The sequence below is a fragment of the Neobacillus dielmonensis genome, assembly GCF_000612665.1.
Lineage (GTDB): Bacteria > Bacillota > Bacilli > Bacillales > Cytobacillaceae > Neobacillus > Neobacillus dielmonensis.
Window position 1 is genome coordinate 39,371 of record NZ_HG942027.1, and the last position, 19,397, is coordinate 58,767.

The following is a 19,397-nucleotide window of genomic DNA, read 5'->3' on the forward strand; positions in this document are numbered from 1 at the left end:
GAAAAATTTTAAAATTAATTGTTTACAAATGGAAATTCTGGTGCTATATTATTTATATAAGTTAAACTATTCAACGTTGAGTATATGTACTCAACTTTTTATTTACACTATTACCCAACGTTGACTATTTAATGATGAATATATTGAAGGAGGTCAAAAAAATGACCAATATTTTAATGGAAGCACATGGTCTCATGAAGCAATACGGCACAAGGACAGTGGTAAATGGCGTTTCGATGAAAGTTTATGAGAATGAGATTCTGGCAATCATCGGACCAAACGGTGCAGGGAAATCTACTACGCTTGAGATGATTCTTGGACTGAGAAAGCAAGATGCAGGTGAAGTCTACTATTGGAATAAGGATTTTCAGAAGGAGGTCGGGATTCAATTGCAGGCCACTCCGTTTTTCCCTGGATTAACGGCATTTGAAAATTTGCAATTGTTTGCTGCTTTTTACAAAAAGAAGCTTTCCAAACAATTGGGAATCGAACTGCTTTCCTTATGCGGGCTGCGTGACGTGATGAAAACGGAAGGTTCCAGGCTGTCCGGCGGCCAGCAGAAGCGGCTAGCAATTGCTGTGGCCCTTGTCCATAATCCAAAGGTGGTGTTCTTGGATGAGCCGACAGCCGCACTAGATCCCAAATCCCGCCGTGAAATCCACCAACTGCTCACGGAGTTGCATAGAAGGGGAACAACGGTGGTCTTTACTTCCCATGACATGGATGAGGTCGCCAAGCTTTCCCATCGGGTCATGATGATTGACCAAGGAGCGGTAATTACGGAAGGGGACGCCAAGGAATTGTGCGAAATACATGGGGTACAAAACTTAGAAGAATTGTATTTACATTTAACTGTTGGAGGGAACGAACAATGAAGACTATTTTTAAAACGATGCTGGTAACGTCTCTAAGAGATAAAATTACTATGTTTTATTCAGTGATTTTTCCAGTCGCACTGCTTATTGGTTTGGGATATTATTTTGATAATCCTGCCTACACACCTCGTCTATTAACAGGAGTCATCGCCTTGAGTTCTTTATTCTGGGGAGTATCCGGTATTGCCTTCCAGGTACACTGGCAGCGCAGCCGAGGCGTGTATAAGCTGTTGAAATTGACTCCATTTCCGACCATCAGCTTTATTTTTCTGATGACCGCAGCCAGGACATTGCTGGGAATTCTGATTAACTTGGCGGTGCTGGGAACCGGCGTGATTTTCTTTGATATGGCGGTGACCATTGGGGCAGTGTTAGGTACGATGGGGATGATGTTTATTGGCATCCTATGCTTCACTTGCTTGGGCTTTCTGATTTCCAATTTTGCTGGCAATGAAGCGCAAATTAATATGATATCCAATTTGTTTTTCTTCCCAATGATCTTTGGCGCTGACACCTTTTATTCACTTAAGAGTGCTCCTGAATGGGTATCGACAATGGGTGGCTTATTTCCATTTGGCTATTATGTGCACGGTATAAGGTCTGTCCTGGGAATTTCAAGTGAGTCGCCTTTAGCCTCGATCATGGTGCTACTGATCTATACTGCGGTGCTGCTCATATTAGCTGTTCTGACTTTTAAGTGGGAAGCTAATGCCAATGGTCAAATCCAAATGAAGAAAGCCAAAAAAAGGCAGCGCGCTGTTGTTTAAAAGAGGTAGTAGTGGTATATTATTTTTAAGGTAATAGTCAATGTTGATTAAATAAACTTGAGGTGTTAGCAATGGTGCGTCTAATGGTATTGGGTCTGCTGCGAATTAAAGCGCTGTCCGGCTATGAAATTCAGCAGATCCTGCAAACCAATCAATCGGATATTTGGGCAGGAGTTTTGCCAGGTTCCATCTATCATGCGTTGAAAAAAATGGATAAGGAAGGCCTGGTAGAGGTTGATTCTGTAGAACAAACAGGCCACCGGATCAAGGCGATCTATAAGATTACCGAAAAAGGGAAGAAAGAGTTCTTCCAGTTAGTGAAAGAGAGTCTGCGGGAGAAATCGGTCAGCCTGCCGAGCACTTTATATGCGGCGATGTCATTTATGCATGAGCTGACATTAGAAGAGAAGCTTGCAGGGCTGGAGGAGCAATTGCAGATTCTTGAAAAAGAATTGGGGCTGCTCCAGTCAGGGCAAAAGGTGAAAGAACAATACGTCACTATTGACCCCATTAGTAAATTACAGTTTGAAAACATGTTTGCCCATTACCAGCTGCAAATCGATTTTATCCACAAGCTGATTGGTGAGCTCAAGGCTCATCAAGATGTTCTGCCTAAAGTAACCGGGGAAGATTTACAAAAGTATTTTGATTAAATTTAGTGGGTGTCACATACTAGTCGTTTGCTGACTGGTTAGAGATGCCCTTTCTTTTTGCATTAATAAGTGGATTCAGTTACATTAATAGGTACGGAAAATACAAGCGAAGCCGCATCTGTCTGCGGTTCGTATGCTAGGTTTGAGGTGAATGATTTTGCAGCTCCCAGAGCCATTTTTAATTAAAATAAAGGACCTTTTAAAAGAAGAATATGATGATTTTATTGCAAGCTATGAGGAGAGCCGTGCTCAAGGCCTTCGAATCAATACTTTGAAGATATCACTAGAGGAGTTTCAAAACATCAGTCCGTTTACATTGAAAAAGATTCCTTGGGTAAAAGAGGGATTTTATTATAGCGATGAGGATCGTCCCGGAAAGCATCCATACCATGATGCCGGATTGTACTATATTCAGGAGCCCAGTGCGATGGCTGCAGCTGAAATGGTCGACCCCCAGCCAGGCGAGCGGGTTCTTGATTTATGTGCGGCCCCTGGTGGGAAAACTACTCATATTGCTGAAAAAATGCAACAGCAGGGGTTTCTGTTAACCAATGAAATTCATCCCGCCCGGGCTAAGATTCTTTCGCAAAATGTCGAGCGAATGGGTATTACCAATGCAGTGGTGACAAATGAAGCACCTGCCAGGCTAGCCCAACGATTTCCTGCCTATTTTGACCGTATAATGGTGGATGCACCGTGTTCCGGGGAAGGAATGTTCCGAAAAGACCCTGAGGCATGCGCTGAATGGAGTCCGGAAAATGTGGAGGTTTGCGCCGTCCGGCAGCAGGATATTCTAGCATCAGCAGCCATCATGCTACGTCCAGGCGGCCGACTGGTCTATTCTACCTGCACTTTTTCACCGGAAGAAAATGAGGGAACCATCAGTCAGTTTTTAAATCAGAATCCACATTTTGAAATCGAGCATATTCAAGCGTATGAAGGCTTTGCCAAGGGACGCCGGGAATGGGCAGTGGATGCCCCAACAGATATTGACCAAACGATTCGAATTTGGCCGCATCAGGTTCAAGGTGAAGGCCATTATATTGCCGTATTGAAAAAAAGAGATGGAGAGGAACCGGCCAAACGGAAATATGCCAAAACGCTGGCTGACAAAAAGCTGCTAAAAAGTTATCAGGAATTTGCCGATGAGACGCTAAAGGTACAGCCCAAAGGGGAGTACCTATTGTTCGGTGACCAATTGTACCTGATCCCGGAGGAAATGCTGTCGCTCGATCAGTTAAAGGTCATCCGCCCAGGCTGGCATTTGGGCACCATCAAAAAAAATCGCTTTGAGCCTTCCCACGCACTGTCATTGGCATTAACAGGGGACCGGGTAGTCCATAAATGGAATTTGAGTAGTCAATCCCGTGAACTTACCGCCTATTTGAAAGGCGAATCTTTACCGGTCGAAGGGCCGAAGGGATGGTACCTGGTGGAAGTGGATGGCTATTCACTGGGATGGGGCAAAGTATCCGGAGGAATCTTGAAAAACCATTATCCGAAAGGGTTAAGATGGAAGGGCGTGCTTTGAAGATTAACGCAACTTCTAGGATAAATAATCATTAGTAATTAAGCTAGGTACAACATCTGTTAAAGGGTTCACGCTCAAAAAGAGCGTGAGCCTTTTTTCTTCAGCCGGTTTAGTTTACCGTACCGCAATCCTTTATACCGTAAATATATCCAAATACCTATTTTTAATATTATATCTCTTTGTTATATACAATGTAGAACAGATTTGTTATAGTGAAAGTAGAACAAAGGTTGGAGGTGCCTGAATGGTTATCCTTGATTCTGAATCAAATGTTCCATTATATTTACAGCTTCGTACGCAGATCATTGAATCGATTGTCCGTGGAGAACTAGCGAAGGGCGACACCTTGCCCTCAGTACGGGCATTGGCTGGCGATTTAGGAATCAATATGCATACTGTGAATAAAAGTTATCATGAACTTGAATCGAAGGGAATTATTAAAATTGTGCCCAAAAAAGGTGCAGTAATCATTGCCGATGCAAAAAAGCATGCTCTGAAACAACAATATGAAAATTTAGTTGAGGATTTAAGACCAGTTGTTGCAGAGGGATTAGTATATGGTTTGAGTGAAGCAGATTTCCAACAGTTAATTTCAAGTATTATTTCAAAAATTAAGGAGGAATCGTCTTAATGGACATGGAATTTATTATTCTCTTTTTAACTATTCTTTTTGTAAGTGTGCTTCAAATCTTTATTCCGTTTATTGCTAAACGTGCTGTTGTCTTTGGAGTCTCGATTCCTTATGAACAAGTGAAACATCCACAAGTGATCCGGTATAAGAAGTCTTATGCCATAATAACTGGAATTTTTACACTTGCTGTTTTAGCAGGTTTGGTCCTTCTGATTCAAGAATTCAATTTTAATGAGACGAACTTAGCTCTTGTTGGTATAACTTTTCCTTTTATAATTTTATTAGTTGGAATGTCCCTTTATTTTTATTTTCACTCTAAGATGACAAAACTAAAGAGAACCGAAAAATGGTTTGGTACGGTAAAACAAGTCTACTATGCTGATTTAAAAATCCGTTCTAAAGACGAAATGCTTGCTTCATTTGTTTATCTCATTCCTATCATTATCTCTTTAGGTTTAATTGTATTAACTGCGAATTTGTACGAACAATTGCCTAGCCGAATTCCAACACACTGGGGTGCAACTGGTCAAGCGGATGCGTTCAGTGATAAAAGCTGGATGGTCGTGTTGAGCATGCCATTAATCTTAGTTCTGATGCAATTGATGTTTTATGGAGTAAATGTTTTTACAAAACGCTCAGGTATTAAAATAAATGCTGGAAATATTAAATCATCAGAATTAAGGCAATTAAATCTCCGTAAATATACTAGTTGGTTCCTATTTATAGTTGATATTTTAATCACTTTGCTGTTTGCAGTATTACAACTAAATATTCTCTACGAAAATATCATTAATGATTTACTAATGATGCTTGCGCCAATATGTCTGTTGGTCATTGTGCTAGGGGGTTCCGTTTGGCTAGCAGTAAAGGTTGGCAGTGTAGATTCAGATTTAGAAGGAACTGAAATCGTTGGTGACACTAATTCAAATTTTGTTCAAGGTATGGATGAAGATCAGTATTGGAAAGGCGGTTTATTCTATTTTAACCGTAACGACCCCTCTGTTTTTGTAGAAAAGCGCTTTGGGATTGGTTTTACCATGAATTTTGCAAATCCAATTGGGTATCTAATCCTAGGTGTTCCGATTATATTAATTATTATTATTCCATATCTTTTATAAAACTTACTACAAAATAGCAAGCTAATACTCCATTACACAATTGCATGGGCGGTTTTTAAGTCGGTTCCTTAAGGATTATTAAATACCATCCAACCGAATATGGATCACATGTGACTGATATCATCAGGCATGGCGGTAAATGACTAGGGTAACGAAACCCCCATTGACCCCCATGCTTTTTTTGTTGCTTTGGTCAGCACTGTAATAATAACTTCCTATCTTTTGTCATTAAATAAGTAGTAAAGGAAAAATACAATTCTAAATACACGTCAATTTGAAAATGATCTTAGCTTGTTGCAGGATACAATCTCCTTGTCCAAGAAAGCTTAACAAAAATAATAGGAGTTTCTCGCTATGTGAGACTTAAAGGAAGTGAGGTTTTTTCGAACTTTACCGGTATTATTCTTTTATTCTATTTTTATTAGTTAAAAATGAAGAAGTATCTTCAAAGACTGGGCCGCTCGTTGATGCTGCCTGTGGCAGTATTGCCGGCTGCCGCTATTTTGATGGGGATTGGATACTGGATTGACCCTTATGGCTGGGGGCTGACAGTTCACTGGCTGCTTTCTTCATCAAAGCGGGCGGTTCCATTATTGACAATATTCCTATCCTATTTGCAGTTGGTGTCGCCTTGGGGATGGCAAAAGAAAAAGATGGATCTTCCGCACTTAGCGGCTTGGTCGCTTTCCTCGTGGTTACGACCTTATTATCAACGAACTCAGTTGCTTTGTTGGAAGGAATCAAGCCAGAAAAAGTCGACCCGGCATTCGCTAAAATCGGTAACGCATTTGTCGGTATCCTTTCAGGTATTGTTGCTTCGCTGATGTATAACCGGTTCAGTCGTGTAAAACTGAGGGATGCACTTGCCTTCTTTAGCGGCAAGCGTCTGGTGCCAATTATGACTGCTATAACAATGATTGTGGTTTCTACGATCCTTTTCTTTGTTTGGCCAATCATTTATACTGCATTAGGTTCCTTTGGTAAGGGGATTGCTGAACTTGGTGCCATTGGTGCAGGGTTATATGGCTTCTTCAACCGTTTGCTAATTCCAACCGGTTTGCACCATGCTCTAAACTCCGTATTCTGGTTTGATGTTGCCGGAATAGACGATATCGGAAAATTCTGGTCAGGAAAAGGGGTAAAAGGGACAACTGGAATGTATCAGGCCGGATTTTTCCCCGTGATGATGTTTGGTCTACCTGCTGCTGCGCTGGCCATGGTTCATACCGCAAAGGACAAAAAGAAAAAACAAGTCGCCTCGCTAATGTTAGCAGCTGGTTTTGCAGCCTTCCTCACTGGGGTTACCGAACCCATTGAGTTTGCCTTCATGTTCGTTGCTCCCATGTTATATCTTGTTCATGCAACCTTAACTGGTATATCTTTAACGATTGCAGCTGCTTTCCACTGGACAGCAGGCTTTGGTTTTAGTGCTGGCTTAATCGACTTTGGGTTAAGTTCAGGACTTCCACTTGCTAACAGACCGTACATGCTGCTTGTGCAAGGCTTAGTATTTGCGGTTATCTATTACTTCCTGTTCCGGTTTATTATCGTCAAGTTTAACCTGATGACTCCTGGACGCGAGGAAGATGAAGAAGAAACAGAAACAGCAGTACCTGCTGGCCAAAGTAAATTTACAGCCATGGCTGCCACCATTTACGAAGGATTAGGCGGCGCCTAACGTTACTTCCATTGACAACTGTGTTACTCGCCTAAGATTGGAAGTAAAAGACATGAATGCAGTGGACCAGAAGAAAATCAAGTCGACTGGGGTTCCTGGCATCAAGATTTTCGGGGAACACAGTATTCAAGTCATTGTTGGGACGAACGTCCAATTTGTGGCTGATGAAATGGCGAAAATCCATAAAAAGTAATGCATAAATAGAGAAACACCCCAGTGATTGACATACTGGGGTGTTTCCTTGTGTTGTGGAATGAAAAAAATAGCGTTGTTGGGATCATGATAATATACGATTAGAATGTTTGGATGAGTCGCTGGCTTAGGCGTATCATATTTAATGAGAGTATTCGGTAATGTCATTTTTTCAGACTCTCTACTACTCTGTGAACTTAGAAGGTATACAATGATAGGAGCTATCCATGAAAGAACATTATTATGATAAATTGCTGAATATAAAAACAAGAGACGAGCAGCAGGGCTTTCACAAGTCCTTGCATAACCACCGCTATGAGCCAACTCCCTATAGTGGATTGGAGGAGTTATTCCGGCATTTTCAACTGAATAGCAATGACCGAGTGGTGGATTTTGGCTGCGGGAAAGGGAGGCTAAACTTCTATATTCACTATTTTTTTCATGCCACGGTGATTGGCATTGAAATGAGTGAAGAACTCCTGGAGCGTGCGCTGGCGAACCAAACCAGCTATCTGAAAAAAACAAAAAATCGGGCGGACAAACTTCATTTTTTGAACTGCTTGGCCCAAGACTATCCCATCAACCCGCAGGATAACTGTTTTTACTTTTTTAATCCGTTTTCGGTACAAGTGTTCCAGAAAGTAATGAACAATATCTTGGTATCAGTGGAGCAATATCCCCGTGATATTAGTCTGATTTTATACTATCCCTCAGAGGATTATATCTATCATTTAGAAAGTTATACGGCGTTCGATTGTGAAAAAGAGATTCAGGTTCCGTATATGTATCAGCATAATCCAAATGAAAGATTTTTGATTTATCGATTGAAGTCATAAGAGGCGGGGTGTCTTACGTTTGTTTCTCTATTGGCGGATATTAGCGAACTATTTTTCCAAGGAGATCTCACTGTTGAGAGGTTGGCAAACCCCGTATGTTCTAAAAAGCCTTCATTGGTATAAGCATGATGCTGCTGCCAGTTGGACAGCCAGTGTAGGTGAATTGAGTTTATCTATTGGGTAATCGTGAATTCTTTCATGGTTATCCTTTTTTATTTGTGTACCACTGAAATGGCTTTCAATCCCCAGACTGGGTCAAAAATGGTCTTGAGATAGGTTGTCAGTACCCGGAAAGGATAAAAAATTAATCAGATAGTCATTGAGAGGGGCTGTCAATTCAAAAATTGGAAAAATAGGAGTGTTGGTAACTGAGGCAGACCAGTATAAATCAGCGTCAAATAGAGATATTATGGAAAATGTGTTAATTTATGTGCTAAAATAGCAAAATCTCTAATTTTTTATCGCCAAAATACTGGGGGAATGCTATTTGCAACGCAAAACCGTGATCGCCCTATTGACCGTAGGAACCATTTTATCTGCTGGGGCAGCTTACGCCCATTCGAGTGCCAATCATCAGGAACAACAGCAAAAATCCGCAACACTTCGCACGCCGGATGCCGATGCGATGTACAAGACCGTTGAATACCTATCGCAACAGCCGCGGGAAGCAGGAACAGAGGGTGAACTGAGAGCCGTCAAGTATATAGAAAAACAATTTAAAAGCTTAGGATATGATACAGAAATTCAACCGTTCCCTATTTATAACTATAAAACCAACAAAGTATCCGTCAAAATAAACGGGACGTCCTTAAACGAAACGCCAGAACCGTTTGTCGGGGATGCTTCAGGAATGGTTTCCGCACCCCTGATATTTGCCGGCAAGGCAAAAAAATCAAATATTAATGTAGAGGTTAAAGGAAAAATCGCTCTTGTTGAGAGAGGCGATATTCCCTTTGTGGAAAAAGTCCAAAATCTCATTGACGGGGGAGCCATCGGCGTCATCATGTTTAATAACAGCCCAGACGGGATTGTGCCCGGACAAATGCCAGAAAATACTACATTCCCAGCTGTGGCAATCTCCAAGGCAGCAGGGTTAAAACTAGTGGAGCAATTAAAAAACACGCCAATGAATGCAGAACTGGATGTGGATATCGCAAAAATAAAAAAAGAATCCTATAATGTCATCGCCTCACGTAAACCGGATAAAGACCAGGATACAGGTGAAATTGTCACGATTGGAGCCCATCATGATTCCGTTCCAGAGGCCCCAGGTGCCAATGATGATGCCTCCGGAGTCTCAGCTGTACTTGAATTAGCTAAGCTTTTGGCCAAAACACCCATAGATACCGAGCTGCGGTTTCTTACTTTCGGTTCCGAAGAACGCGGACTAATTGGTTCAACTTATTATGTAGACCATCTTCCTAAGAAGGAAATCAGCCGGATTAAAGCGCATTTTCAAATGGACATGATTGGGTCGAAAAACGCTGGCCGTAACCATCCTGTAGGCGGTTTAATTATGTATACACTAGATGGAAGAAAAAATCTGGTCACTGACCTTAGCGCAGCCGTTTCGAAACAAATTTTTTCAAAAGCCATTCCATATGGGAAATCGGGACGAAGCGATCATGAACCGTTTCACCAAGTGGGGATTCCGACAGCATTATTTATGCACGCCCCAGCTGAACCCGATTATCATAAGCCGACCGATACGATTGATAAAATCAGTAAGGAAAAGCTAAAACAAACGGTTGAAATTATTGAGGACAGCGTTTATAGAATTGCTGATCCAAGTACACCCGCTATTTCAAAAGACAAAGTTATTCAAGCAACCGTTGACTATCCATTTGAAAACCGCAACCTCGACTAATTTTGATAGAATAAAGATAACGATATTAGCCGGACTGTAAGGTGTGAATTTAATGGAAGAAAACAAACGAATCGATGTCCTAGATTATTTGCGGGGATTTGCACTCATGGGGATCGTCCTTGTCAACGTCATCTCTTTGTTGTCGCTGGAACCCCTAGTGGATGATACCGCTGATACGGTATATTGGCGGTTTCTGTACCTGTTTGTGGAGGGCCGCTTTTATACAATTTTCACCTTCCTATTCGGGACCGGGTTTTATCTATTTTTGTCTCGGGCGTTTGCCAAAGGCAAGAATGGGTACATCTTATTTTTGCGCCGAATCCTAGTACTGTTTATTTTTGGATTGATTCACGTCCAGTTCCACCCAGGAGAAGCCCTGACCATTTACGCTGTGTGTGGTTTACTCTTATTACCGTTTTATAAAGTAACAAAAGAAATCAACCTGTTCGTCGGTTTCTGCCTGCTGATTATATTGAGCTACTTTTCAATAAAGATCTTAATGGTCATCCCGTTGATGCTGCTTGGCATTGCTGCGGGCCAATATCATATTTTCGAAAAAATAAGTGATAAAAAGCTTGTTGGATTTATTGGGGTTATGTTTGCCTTAGGTGGTGCAGGAATCATGTATCAGAATCACTATGCCCCTCGAGAAGTCGAGCACACCTATGTGGCCTTCCAACGGTTCCTTGAGGCTGGAATCATGATTGGACCAGTTGTGTCCGCATTTTATGCCAGTGTGTTAATCTGGCTGGTTAGAAGGCGTTTTTTTCAAAAATTATTTGCACCATTAAAAAGCTATGGCCGGCTGGCGCTAACTAATTATGTTTCTCAGACCGCCTATATATTAATTGCTGGAAGCGTCTTTCACCTTTCTGGGAACATTGGTTATTTGCAGTCACTTGCTTTATGTATCGTGATTTATATCATCCAGCTCAGCTTTAGTGTCCTTTGGCTCCGATATTTTCGTTTTGGTCCATTGGAATGGGTTTGGCGGATGATTACCTACCTGGAAATTCTGCCAATCCGAAAAGTTAAAATACGAAGAGGTCAGCCATAACGTGGGCTGGCCTTTTCATTTTTTTGGCAAAAATGGGGCATGCTAATGGTGAAGATGTCTTTGGATTTTAGAATACCTGACCAAAGCTTGATTGTTTAATTGAAAGAAATTCTCATTTAGCCGTTGAACAATCTATATATGGGTGTTATAATCAAAATTAAAGGTAAATGATAATGATTTTCAATGTCATTAAAAAAGCTAGAAATATAGAAATGTTGGGGACAGCCATGAAGAAAAGATACTTACTGTTGGCTTTACTTGTACTATCTGCGACATCACTGTTTGTGGGAGTCAGCCGGATCTCACCGATTGACTTATTGAATATCCATTCAGAGGAAACACAGATTTTCCTTATCAGCCGATTGCCAAGGCTGGTGGCCATCTTGCTTGCGGGAGCCGGAATGAGCATAGCAGGTTTAATTATGCAGCAGCTCAGCCGCAATAAATTTGTTTCACCGACAACTGCAGGAACATTGGATGCCACAAGATTAGGAATACTCGTCGCTATGCTGCTGTTTGCAAACGCGACCACGATGCAAAAGATGCTGGTGGCATTAGTATTTGCTCTTGCCGGAACATTCCTTTTTATGCAAATTCTTGACCGCATCAAATTTAAGGATGCCATTTTCATTCCGCTTGTTGGTTTGATGTTTGGAAATATTTTATCCTCCGTTACAACGTTTTTTGCCTACAAAGCGGATGTGATTCAAAATATGTCGGCATGGCTGCAGGGTGATTTTTCGGCTGTTATGAAAGGCAGATATGAATTGCTCTACATAAGCATCCCTATTTTAATCATCGCGTATTTTTATGCGAACCGATTTACCGTTGCCGGGATGGGGGAGGATTTTTCTAAAAACTTAGGGCTGGCCTACAAACGAATTGTTAATATTGGGCTGATCCTAGTTGCGCTAATTACCGTCACAGTCGTTTTAACGGTGGGAATGATTCCATTTCTTGGCTTGATTATTCCGAATATTGTTTCGATATTTAAAGGCGATCATTTGCAAAAAACATTGCCGCATACCGCTCTTCTCGGGGCTATTTTCCTTCTGATCTGCGACATTTTGGGCAGGCTGATCATTTATCCTTATGAGATTTCCATCAGTCTCATGGTCGGTGTGATTGGAAGCGGAATTTTCTTATATTTATTGTTCCGGAGGAAGGCTTATGCGTAACTCAATAAAAATGATGATTCTAGCTCTTGTAGCCGCCGGATGCTGTGTCCTATATCTGTTCCACGATTTAAATGGCAGCTTTGATTATGCCCTGCCGCGCCGGGCGATTAAAGTGATTGCTATGGTCATTACCGGTTTTACGATTGCTTATGCAACAGTGGTGTTTCAAACCATTACTCACAACCGGATACTAACGCCAAGCATTATGGGATTGGACGCCCTTTATATGCTGATCCAAACCTTAATTATCTTTTTCTTGGGATCAGATCATATGGTGTCTGCCAATAAGCAAATCAATTTTTTAATCTCAGTAGCAGCGATGATGGTCTTCGCGATGCTGCTTTATAAATTTTTATTTAAAAGAGGAGATCAGCAGATTTACTTTTTGCTGCTGGTTGGAATTATTATCGGAACGTTTTTTACAAGCTTTTCGACGTTCTTTCAGGTGCTGATTGATCCAAATGAATTTCAAATTGTCCAAGACAGGATGTTTGCCAGCTTTAATAATATCAACGCCGATTTAGTCTGGCTGGCATTGGTGATCGTTGTTGGGGTCATTATTTATGCCTGGCGGTTAGTTAAATATTTGGATGTCTTGTCACTCGGCCGGGAGACGGCCATTAATTTAGGGGTTCCATACGATTCCGTTGTGAAGCAGATGCTGATTGTGACAGCTATTTTTATATCCATCTCAACGGCACTCGTTGGTCCGATTACGTTTTTTGGATTGATTGTTGCGAATCTATCTTATCAATTTTTCAAAACCTATAAACATAAAGTTCTGATTAGCGGGGCTGTCGTGATGAGTGTCATTGCTTTAGTCGGCGGCCAGTGGGTGGTCGAGCGGGTGTTCAGCTTTTCCACGACACTTAGTGTTATCATTAATTTTATTGGCGGTGTGTATTTCATCTATTTACTGTTGAAGGAGAGGAAAAAGGCATGATTGAAGTGAAGTCACTATCAAAGTTTTACGGAAAAAAAGCGGTTGTAGAAGATATTTCGGTTACGATCCAGCCGCGAAAAATCACTTCGTTTATCGGGCCGAACGGAGCAGGAAAATCCACCTTATTGTCAATGGTAAGCCGGCTCTTAGACGCAGACACAGGTGATGTGCTGATGGACCAAACGGATGTCCGGAAGATGAAATCAAATGAGTTCGCGAAACGAGTTTCGATTTTAAAGCAGTCCAACTATATGAATGTCCGTCTGACAATCCGTGAACTTGTATCCTTCGGACGCTTCCCTTATTCCAAAGGACGGCTGACTGAAGAAGATGAACGGATTGTAGACCAGTCGCTTGAATATATGGGGCTAACTGATATGCAGGACCAATTTTTAGATGAATTGTCGGGCGGGCAGCGCCAGAGGGCATTTATTGCGATGGTTATTGCCCAGGATACCGAATATATTTTGCTGGATGAGCCGTTGAATAATTTAGATATGAAGCATTCTGTTCAAATTATGAAGATTCTTCGCCGTTTAGTGGATGAATTGGGAAAAACCGTGGTTATCGTGCTGCACGATATCAACTTTGCCTCGGTTTACTCGGACTGGATTGTAGCGATGAAGGATGGGCGGGTCGTCAAGGATGGCCCTACCGAGCAAATTATCCAATCCGATGCGTTAAAAGAAATTTATGACATGGATATTCCGATTCAGCAAATGGGCGGATGTCGAATATGCGTGTACTTTAATTCATAAGAAACCTTTTTAGGGGGAGAAGAACGATGAAAAAATGGAGTTTACTTAGTATTCTTTTTTCCATCATTCTGGTGTTAGCCGCATGCGGCTCTAAGGATGAAGCACAAACGGACAAAACTTCTGGAGCGGGCAAAGATACGATTTCCATTACCCATAAATATGGAAAGGTTACGGTAAAGAAAAATCCCAAAAAAGTGGTTGTGTTTGATTTTGGTATTTTAGACACACTTGATGAATTAGGGATTAAAGTAACGGGTGTTCCGCAAGCAGTAGTTCCTCCTTATTTGAAAGAATATGCGGATCCAAAAAAATATACCAATGTCGGAAGCTTGAAGGAACCGGACTTTGAAGCGATTCATAAGCTGCAGCCAGATATCATCTTTATCTCAGCTCGTCAGGCGGAATTATATGATCAATTTGCTGAGATTGCCCCTACTGTTTATGTTGACTTCGATTACACGAAATACATGGATTCTTTTGAGAAAAATATGAAGTTGGTTGGTCAAATTTTCGGAAAAGAGGACCAGGTTGCTTCAGAACTTAAAGACGTGAAAGCAAAAGCAGATGAAGTAAGCAGCGATATTAAAGGAAATGGCCAGAAAGCTCTCATCGTATTGGCTAATGAAGGGAAAATCAGTGCCTACGGTCCCAATTCACGGTTTGGATTAATCCATGATGTGTTTGGTTTTGGAGCTGCGGATAAAAATATTGAAGTATCCACTCACGGTCAAACGGTTACGTTTGAATACATTATGGAAAAAAATCCTGATGTTTTGTTTGTAATTGACCGGAATGTGGCTGTGGGCGGAGAGGCCGGTGCCAAAAAGGCCGTTGAAAATGAGCTGGTTGAGAAAACAAATGCTTATAAAAACGATAAAATTATCTATTTAGATCCAGATACTTGGTATCTAAGTGGTGGCGGCTTAAAATCCTTTAAGTTGATGGCCGACGAAATAGAAGCAGCTTTATAAAAAGAATACTGCAGACAGCCAGGCTTGCCCCTGGCTGTTTTTATAAGGAGAGAAGGAGCAATGTTCTGCCAAATAAAAAGATTTGTCGTAAAAGAGGGATACTCACAGCAAATCGTGGAGCGGTTTTCCAATCGTGGCGGACTTGTCGAGCAGCAACCTGGGTTTATTGACCGGGATATACTTGTCAAAAAAGTTCGCCGCGGTGATGAAGAAGTGTTGGTGATGATGCGCTGGGAGTCAGAAGAGGATTGGAAGAATTGGGAGAAGAGCCCTGAACATATTGCCGGGCATAGGGCCAAACAAGGGAACGCCAAGCCCGAGTATGTGATTGAATCCAGTCAGGACGTTTATTTGGGAGTTTAACTTGTACAGCAAAAAGTAATGAGTCGAGATTGGTTCCAACTAGGTTCTAAAAAAAGGTCGTAAAGGTCTGAAAACAGGTTGTATAGGATTAGATAATGGACGCAAATGCTGAAAAATAGGTTGTAAATCTTTGAAATCAGCCGTTAATCCAGTATGATTCATAATAGGCCGCTGTTAACGTTAGAGCACGCTTGAATTCAAGTGTGTTTTTTTGTTTTTAAACCTCTCTTGTTTATTTCGTATAACGGTTGGCATAGCTGGAGGCAACAAAGGCATCTGGTTTGATCTTAGGTTCCACTCCCATCGATTCCATTCTTGCGACCATTTCTTTGACAAATTCGCTTGTCTTGTTACGATTACCAGAACCGATGTCAATATGTCCTTCCATTGTAAAAGTGGCCCCTTGATAAACATAAGGGAGGACAATATTGATCATGTCGTTTTTTCGCTGGTCCGTAAATAATGATACAATTTCTTCTGTTAATGAAAGTTCAAGCGAAATCCGCTCATGCAAGTGATTCATCTTTCGGGGAACCACCACTTTGCGAATACAGGCCCAAACCCCTTTTCCTACATTCTGGATGACAATTCCCGTAATAAATCGGGTGTAAGTTTTATGGACCTGAGAATCCGTCCCAACCATTAATCGATAATTACCGCGGGGATCATTTTGCATAAATTCGAGGATCCTCCCCATCACCTGATCAAATGAAATTCCTTTTTCGTGAAGATTTTGAAAATGAAGGCTAGAATGCCTGGGATTCTTCATCGTAAACCACCACAACTTTCCCTTCCTGAGAAGTAAATTCATCTTAATTTCTTACTGTTATCTTATGGAAGGAATAGTACATGCGTGCAGTAATAGAACTATTTATTGACTGTCCTAACCGTCTAGGCTAAGAAATACTCTGGCACATGCTTTGTTAAACCATATTATAAGCACCGCCCTGTTATGAATATTTTTGTATAACTTTATGGACTCTTAACAATGGTGTCAGGCACCATAATTTCCTGCAAGATCTGGCTGGGTGCCTGACAAGGATGCATTTTTAAAGGATTGAGGTCTTTATTTCACGGATTTGACTAATATGTCGTTGTTCGTGTAAATAAACGGTTTCAACCCATTGATTAAGAGGCAGGTTGCCAAGGAAGGGATGTTTGGCGGCTTTGACGCTTAACACAAGTTCATCCTCAACATTGTTAAGGGCATCCAGCAGCTTTTCCCTTGATTCTTCGAGCATTCGTGTAATTTTTTTTCTAGTGAAGGGTCCTGAACTGGGTGCCACGACATCGGGAGCTTCAATTTTAACCGACCGGTCAGTGAGGATATGTAATGGCTGTTGTTTTGGCAGCGAATCTTGATCAGAATTTTTGGCAAGTCCATACATAATAGCTTTGGTAAATACGATTTCGGCTAAATACAAGTGGTGGCATATTTGTCCAACACTCCAAGAATTAGGTACAGATGTGTTTAGTCTTTCATCCGTAAAAGCACTAATTTCTTTTAATAATAAAAAACGCGTTTCCGCCAATTTTTCCCGCATTGTTTCTAGACGGACCATCTAGATACCTCCTTCAGTACTAAATCCATAGTCCCTAATTTTATATTCGTCCACACAGAAAGTATTCCTTTTTTTGTTAAGCATTTGACGGATATGGCCTTCAGACACTATTCCATAGACAAGAATGAATTTTTCCTAAATCTTTTGTCCAAGGTAAATAGATAGAGTTGACCAAAGGTATAATGAAAGCGTATAATATAAACAGATGTTTATATTAAAAACAATTGTTTGTTGCGAGGGGAGAAGAGCTTGTCAAATGAGATGACAGATAAGGAACAGGTGATTTTTGATTTAATTTGCAAGAACCCCTATATCTCTCAGCAGGAACTGGCCGAAGCTGTTGGCCTATCAAGGCCCTCGGTTGCCAATATTATCTCCAAGCTGACAAAAAAAGGTTATATCGTCGGCAGAGCTTATATAGTAAATGGTTCACAGCAAATCATTTGTATCGGTGGAGCTAATTTAGACAGAAAACTACAGGTTAAAAATAAAGCGCTGCTAGGCACCTCGAACCCAATAAGCTCTTCGCAAAGTGTAGGAGGAGTGGCTAGAAACATTTCTGAAAATCTAGGCAGGCTCGGCATGGATGTGACTTTACTAACCGCATGTGGGGCAGATAGTGACTGGTCATTTATTGAAGAAGCATCTTCCCTTTATATGAATTTAGATCAAGTCACCAAATTTAATGGGATGTCCACCGGGTCTTATACAGCAGTGTTAGACAATGATGGGGAATTGTTAATTGCCCTTGCCGATATGGAAGTTTACGAAACGATTACACCAGAGCTGTTGATCAAGCAGGAAACTTTATTGAGCCTGGCAAGATGCATTGTGGCTGATTTAAATTGCCCAAAAGATACGCTCCAATATTTAACCTACTTTGCCCAAAAGCATGAACGACCATTGGTTCTAATCCCAGTTTCTTCTCCAAAAATGAATCGCCTGCCAGATGATTTAAATGGAGTAACCTGGTTAATTGCCAACCGTGATGAGTCGGAAACCTATTTTGACTGCGAAATAGCCAATCAGGACGAGTGGGAAAATGTAGTGGAAAAATGGCTTTCTCTTGGAATTTCAAACGTGGTAGTCACCAATGGCAAAAACGGGGCAATGATTGGGAATCGGCAAGAGGGTATTCTCCATATACCTGCAGTAGAAATTCAGGAAGTCGTGGATGTGACAGGAGCAGGTGATGCTTTTTCGGCGGCAGCAATCTTTTCCTGGTTAGAGGGAAAAAATCTAAAGGAAATTGCCCAAGCGGGGACGGTTAATGCAGCCAAAACCTTGCAATCAGCTTTTACTGTTCGTCAAGATTTAACAGCAGCACAATTATATAAAGACATGGAGGAACTATCATGAAACAATATATTACCTTATCAGAAGAAGTACGTGCAGCACAAGAACAAGGCAAGCCGGTCGTTGCTTTAGAATCGACAATTATTTCACACGGTATGCCGTATCCGCAAAATGTCCAAACTGCCCGTGAAGTCGAGCAAATCATTCGTGACCTCGGAGCAGTGCCAGCTACCATTGCCATTCTTGATGGAAAAATTAAAATTGGCTTATCAGATGAGGAACTTGAAATGTTTGGTCAAAGCACAGATGTGGCAAAGGCATCCCGTCGTGACTTGGCTTACTTGCTGGCTACCAAGAAAAAGGGTGCTACTACGGTTGCCGCAACGATGATTTGTGCAGAACTTGCAGGAATCCAAGTATTTGTAACTGGCGGGATCGGCGGGGTACACCGCGGTGCTGAAACTTCAATGGATATTTCAGCTGATTTGGAAGAATTGGCTCAAACCAATGTAGCAGTCATTTGTGCAGGGGCAAAGTCAATTCTAGATTTAGGTTTAACGATGGAATACCTTGAAACCAAAGGTGTTCCGGTCATGGGCTATCAAACAGATGTGCTTCCTGCCTTTTATACACGTTCAAGCCAATTTAATGTCAACTTCCGTGTTGATGATGCCGAGACAATTGCATCGACATTGAAAGCAAAATGGGATTTAAATATCAAGGGTGGCGCCATCATTGCCAACCCAATCCCTGAAGAAGATGCCATGGATGAAGCAACCATCAACAATGTGATTGAACAAGCTTTGAAGGAAGCCGAAGAGCAGCATATTAAGGGGAAAGACGTCACCCCGTTCTTGCTGGCAAAGGTTAAAGAACTGACCGGCGGAAAAAGCTTGGAGTCCAATATCGCACTTGTTAAAAACAATGCCGTATTGGGAGCAAAAATTGCAGTTAGCTTGGATTTACTAAATAAATAATAATTATGCAAAAGGACAGAGATTTTTTCTCTGTCCTCAGGCTGTCGAAAAACCCTTCGGCAGCCTCTTATTACATCTAATTACTTTATCAGTTCACCGCGTTAATATGATTTAATATCATTACACAATAGATTATTAATGAGG

18 protein-coding genes and 1 pseudogene are annotated in these 19,397 nt (G+C 41.4%); 17 read left to right on the forward strand and 2 right to left on the reverse strand.

The features are described from left to right. Nucleotides 1-161: 161 nt before the first annotated feature. From BN2425_RS02025 to BN2425_RS02095, 15 genes and pseudogenes are all read left to right on the forward strand, one after another. Nucleotides 162-875: an ABC transporter ATP-binding protein gene (locus BN2425_RS02025; protein ID WP_042454504.1), complete on the forward strand. Its 714-nt coding sequence runs from the start codon at nt 162-164 to the stop codon at nt 873-875. Further along, on the forward strand, nt 872-1,642 hold the full coding sequence (locus BN2425_RS02030) for an ABC transporter permease (RefSeq protein ID WP_042454505.1): 771 nt from the start codon (nt 872-874) through the stop codon (nt 1,640-1,642). Before BN2425_RS02025 ends, BN2425_RS02030 begins: the two co-directional genes overlap by 4 nt. 71 nt (nt 1,643-1,713) lie before the next feature. Beyond that, nucleotides 1,714-2,295 (forward strand): PadR family transcriptional regulator, encoded by a 582-nt coding sequence (locus tag BN2425_RS02035; RefSeq protein ID WP_042454508.1) that lies wholly within the window; start codon nt 1,714-1,716, stop codon nt 2,293-2,295. A 151-nt stretch (nt 2,296-2,446) separates the two neighbouring features. Next, nucleotides 2,447-3,826, forward strand: a complete 1,380-nt coding sequence (locus BN2425_RS02040) for an RsmF rRNA methyltransferase first C-terminal domain-containing protein (RefSeq protein WP_195891885.1) — start codon at nt 2,447-2,449, stop codon at nt 3,824-3,826. A gap of 244 nt (nt 3,827-4,070) precedes the next feature. Continuing rightward, entirely contained in the window at nt 4,071-4,457 is a 387-nt protein-coding gene (locus tag BN2425_RS02045; protein WP_042454514.1) for a GntR family transcriptional regulator, read from the forward strand. Beyond that, entirely contained in the window at nt 4,457-5,575 is a 1,119-nt protein-coding gene (locus tag BN2425_RS02050; protein ID WP_052352751.1) for a DUF1648 domain-containing protein, read from the forward strand. Before BN2425_RS02045 ends, BN2425_RS02050 begins: the two co-directional genes overlap by 1 nt. Nucleotides 5,576-6,006: 431 nt before the next feature. After that, nucleotides 6,007-7,446 (forward strand): annotated as a pseudogene (nagE, locus tag BN2425_RS02055) (N-acetylglucosamine-specific PTS transporter subunit IIBC). Between the two features lie 226 nt (nt 7,447-7,672). Further along, complete coding sequence (locus BN2425_RS02060) at nt 7,673-8,281, forward strand: SAM-dependent methyltransferase (RefSeq protein WP_042454517.1); 609 nt, start codon at nt 7,673-7,675, stop codon at nt 8,279-8,281. A gap of 487 nt (nt 8,282-8,768) precedes the next feature. Then, nucleotides 8,769-10,148 carry a DUF4910 domain-containing protein gene (locus tag BN2425_RS02065; RefSeq protein WP_042454519.1) on the forward strand — a complete coding sequence of 460 codons (1,380 nt, stop codon included), beginning with the start codon at nt 8,769-8,771 and terminating at the stop codon, nt 10,146-10,148. A 52-nt stretch (nt 10,149-10,200) separates the two neighbouring features. After that, entirely contained in the window at nt 10,201-11,205 is a 1,005-nt protein-coding gene (locus tag BN2425_RS02070) for a DUF418 domain-containing protein (RefSeq protein WP_042454521.1), read from the forward strand. A 227-nt stretch (nt 11,206-11,432) separates the two neighbouring features. Next, nucleotides 11,433-12,383: an ABC transporter permease gene (locus tag BN2425_RS02075; RefSeq protein ID WP_042454551.1), complete on the forward strand. Its 951-nt coding sequence runs from the start codon at nt 11,433-11,435 to the stop codon at nt 12,381-12,383. After that, on the forward strand, nt 12,376-13,326 hold the full coding sequence (locus tag BN2425_RS02080; RefSeq protein WP_042454522.1) for an iron chelate uptake ABC transporter family permease subunit: 951 nt from the start codon (nt 12,376-12,378) through the stop codon (nt 13,324-13,326). The genes BN2425_RS02075 and BN2425_RS02080 overlap by 8 nt, the downstream gene beginning before the upstream one ends. Continuing rightward, the gene (locus BN2425_RS02085; protein WP_042454524.1) at nt 13,323-14,084 is read left to right on the forward strand and encodes an iron ABC transporter ATP-binding protein; all 762 of its coding nucleotides are present in this window, start codon (nt 13,323-13,325) and stop codon (nt 14,082-14,084) included. The genes BN2425_RS02080 and BN2425_RS02085 overlap by 4 nt, the downstream gene beginning before the upstream one ends. 26 nt (nt 14,085-14,110) lie before the next feature. Then, complete coding sequence (locus tag BN2425_RS02090) at nt 14,111-15,055, forward strand: siderophore ABC transporter substrate-binding protein (RefSeq protein WP_042454526.1); 945 nt, start codon at nt 14,111-14,113, stop codon at nt 15,053-15,055. Between the two features lie 60 nt (nt 15,056-15,115). Next, a complete protein-coding gene (locus BN2425_RS02095; RefSeq protein ID WP_042454528.1) occupies nt 15,116-15,418 on the forward strand; it encodes an antibiotic biosynthesis monooxygenase family protein in 303 nt (100 codons plus the stop codon). Between the two features lie 232 nt (nt 15,419-15,650). Here BN2425_RS02095 and BN2425_RS02100 read toward each other — a convergent pair whose 3' ends face one another. Then, nucleotides 15,651-16,187 carry a ribonuclease H-like YkuK family protein gene (locus tag BN2425_RS02100; protein ID WP_042454530.1) on the reverse strand — a complete coding sequence of 179 codons (537 nt, stop codon included), beginning with the start codon at nt 16,185-16,187 and terminating at the stop codon, nt 15,651-15,653. Between the two features lie 280 nt (nt 16,188-16,467). Then, nucleotides 16,468-16,980 (reverse strand): DinB family protein, encoded by a 513-nt coding sequence (locus BN2425_RS02105; protein ID WP_042454532.1) that lies wholly within the window; start codon nt 16,978-16,980, stop codon nt 16,468-16,470. Between the two features lie 261 nt (nt 16,981-17,241). Here BN2425_RS02105 and BN2425_RS02110 point away from each other — a divergent pair, with 261 nt between their 5' ends. Next, the gene (locus tag BN2425_RS02110) at nt 17,242-18,339 is read left to right on the forward strand and encodes a carbohydrate kinase (RefSeq protein ID WP_154663443.1); all 1,098 of its coding nucleotides are present in this window, start codon (nt 17,242-17,244) and stop codon (nt 18,337-18,339) included. Continuing rightward, nucleotides 18,336-19,253, forward strand: a complete 918-nt coding sequence (locus BN2425_RS02115; RefSeq protein WP_042454535.1) for a pseudouridine-5'-phosphate glycosidase — start codon at nt 18,336-18,338, stop codon at nt 19,251-19,253. The genes BN2425_RS02110 and BN2425_RS02115 overlap by 4 nt, the downstream gene beginning before the upstream one ends. Nucleotides 19,254-19,397: the final 144 nt, after the last annotated feature.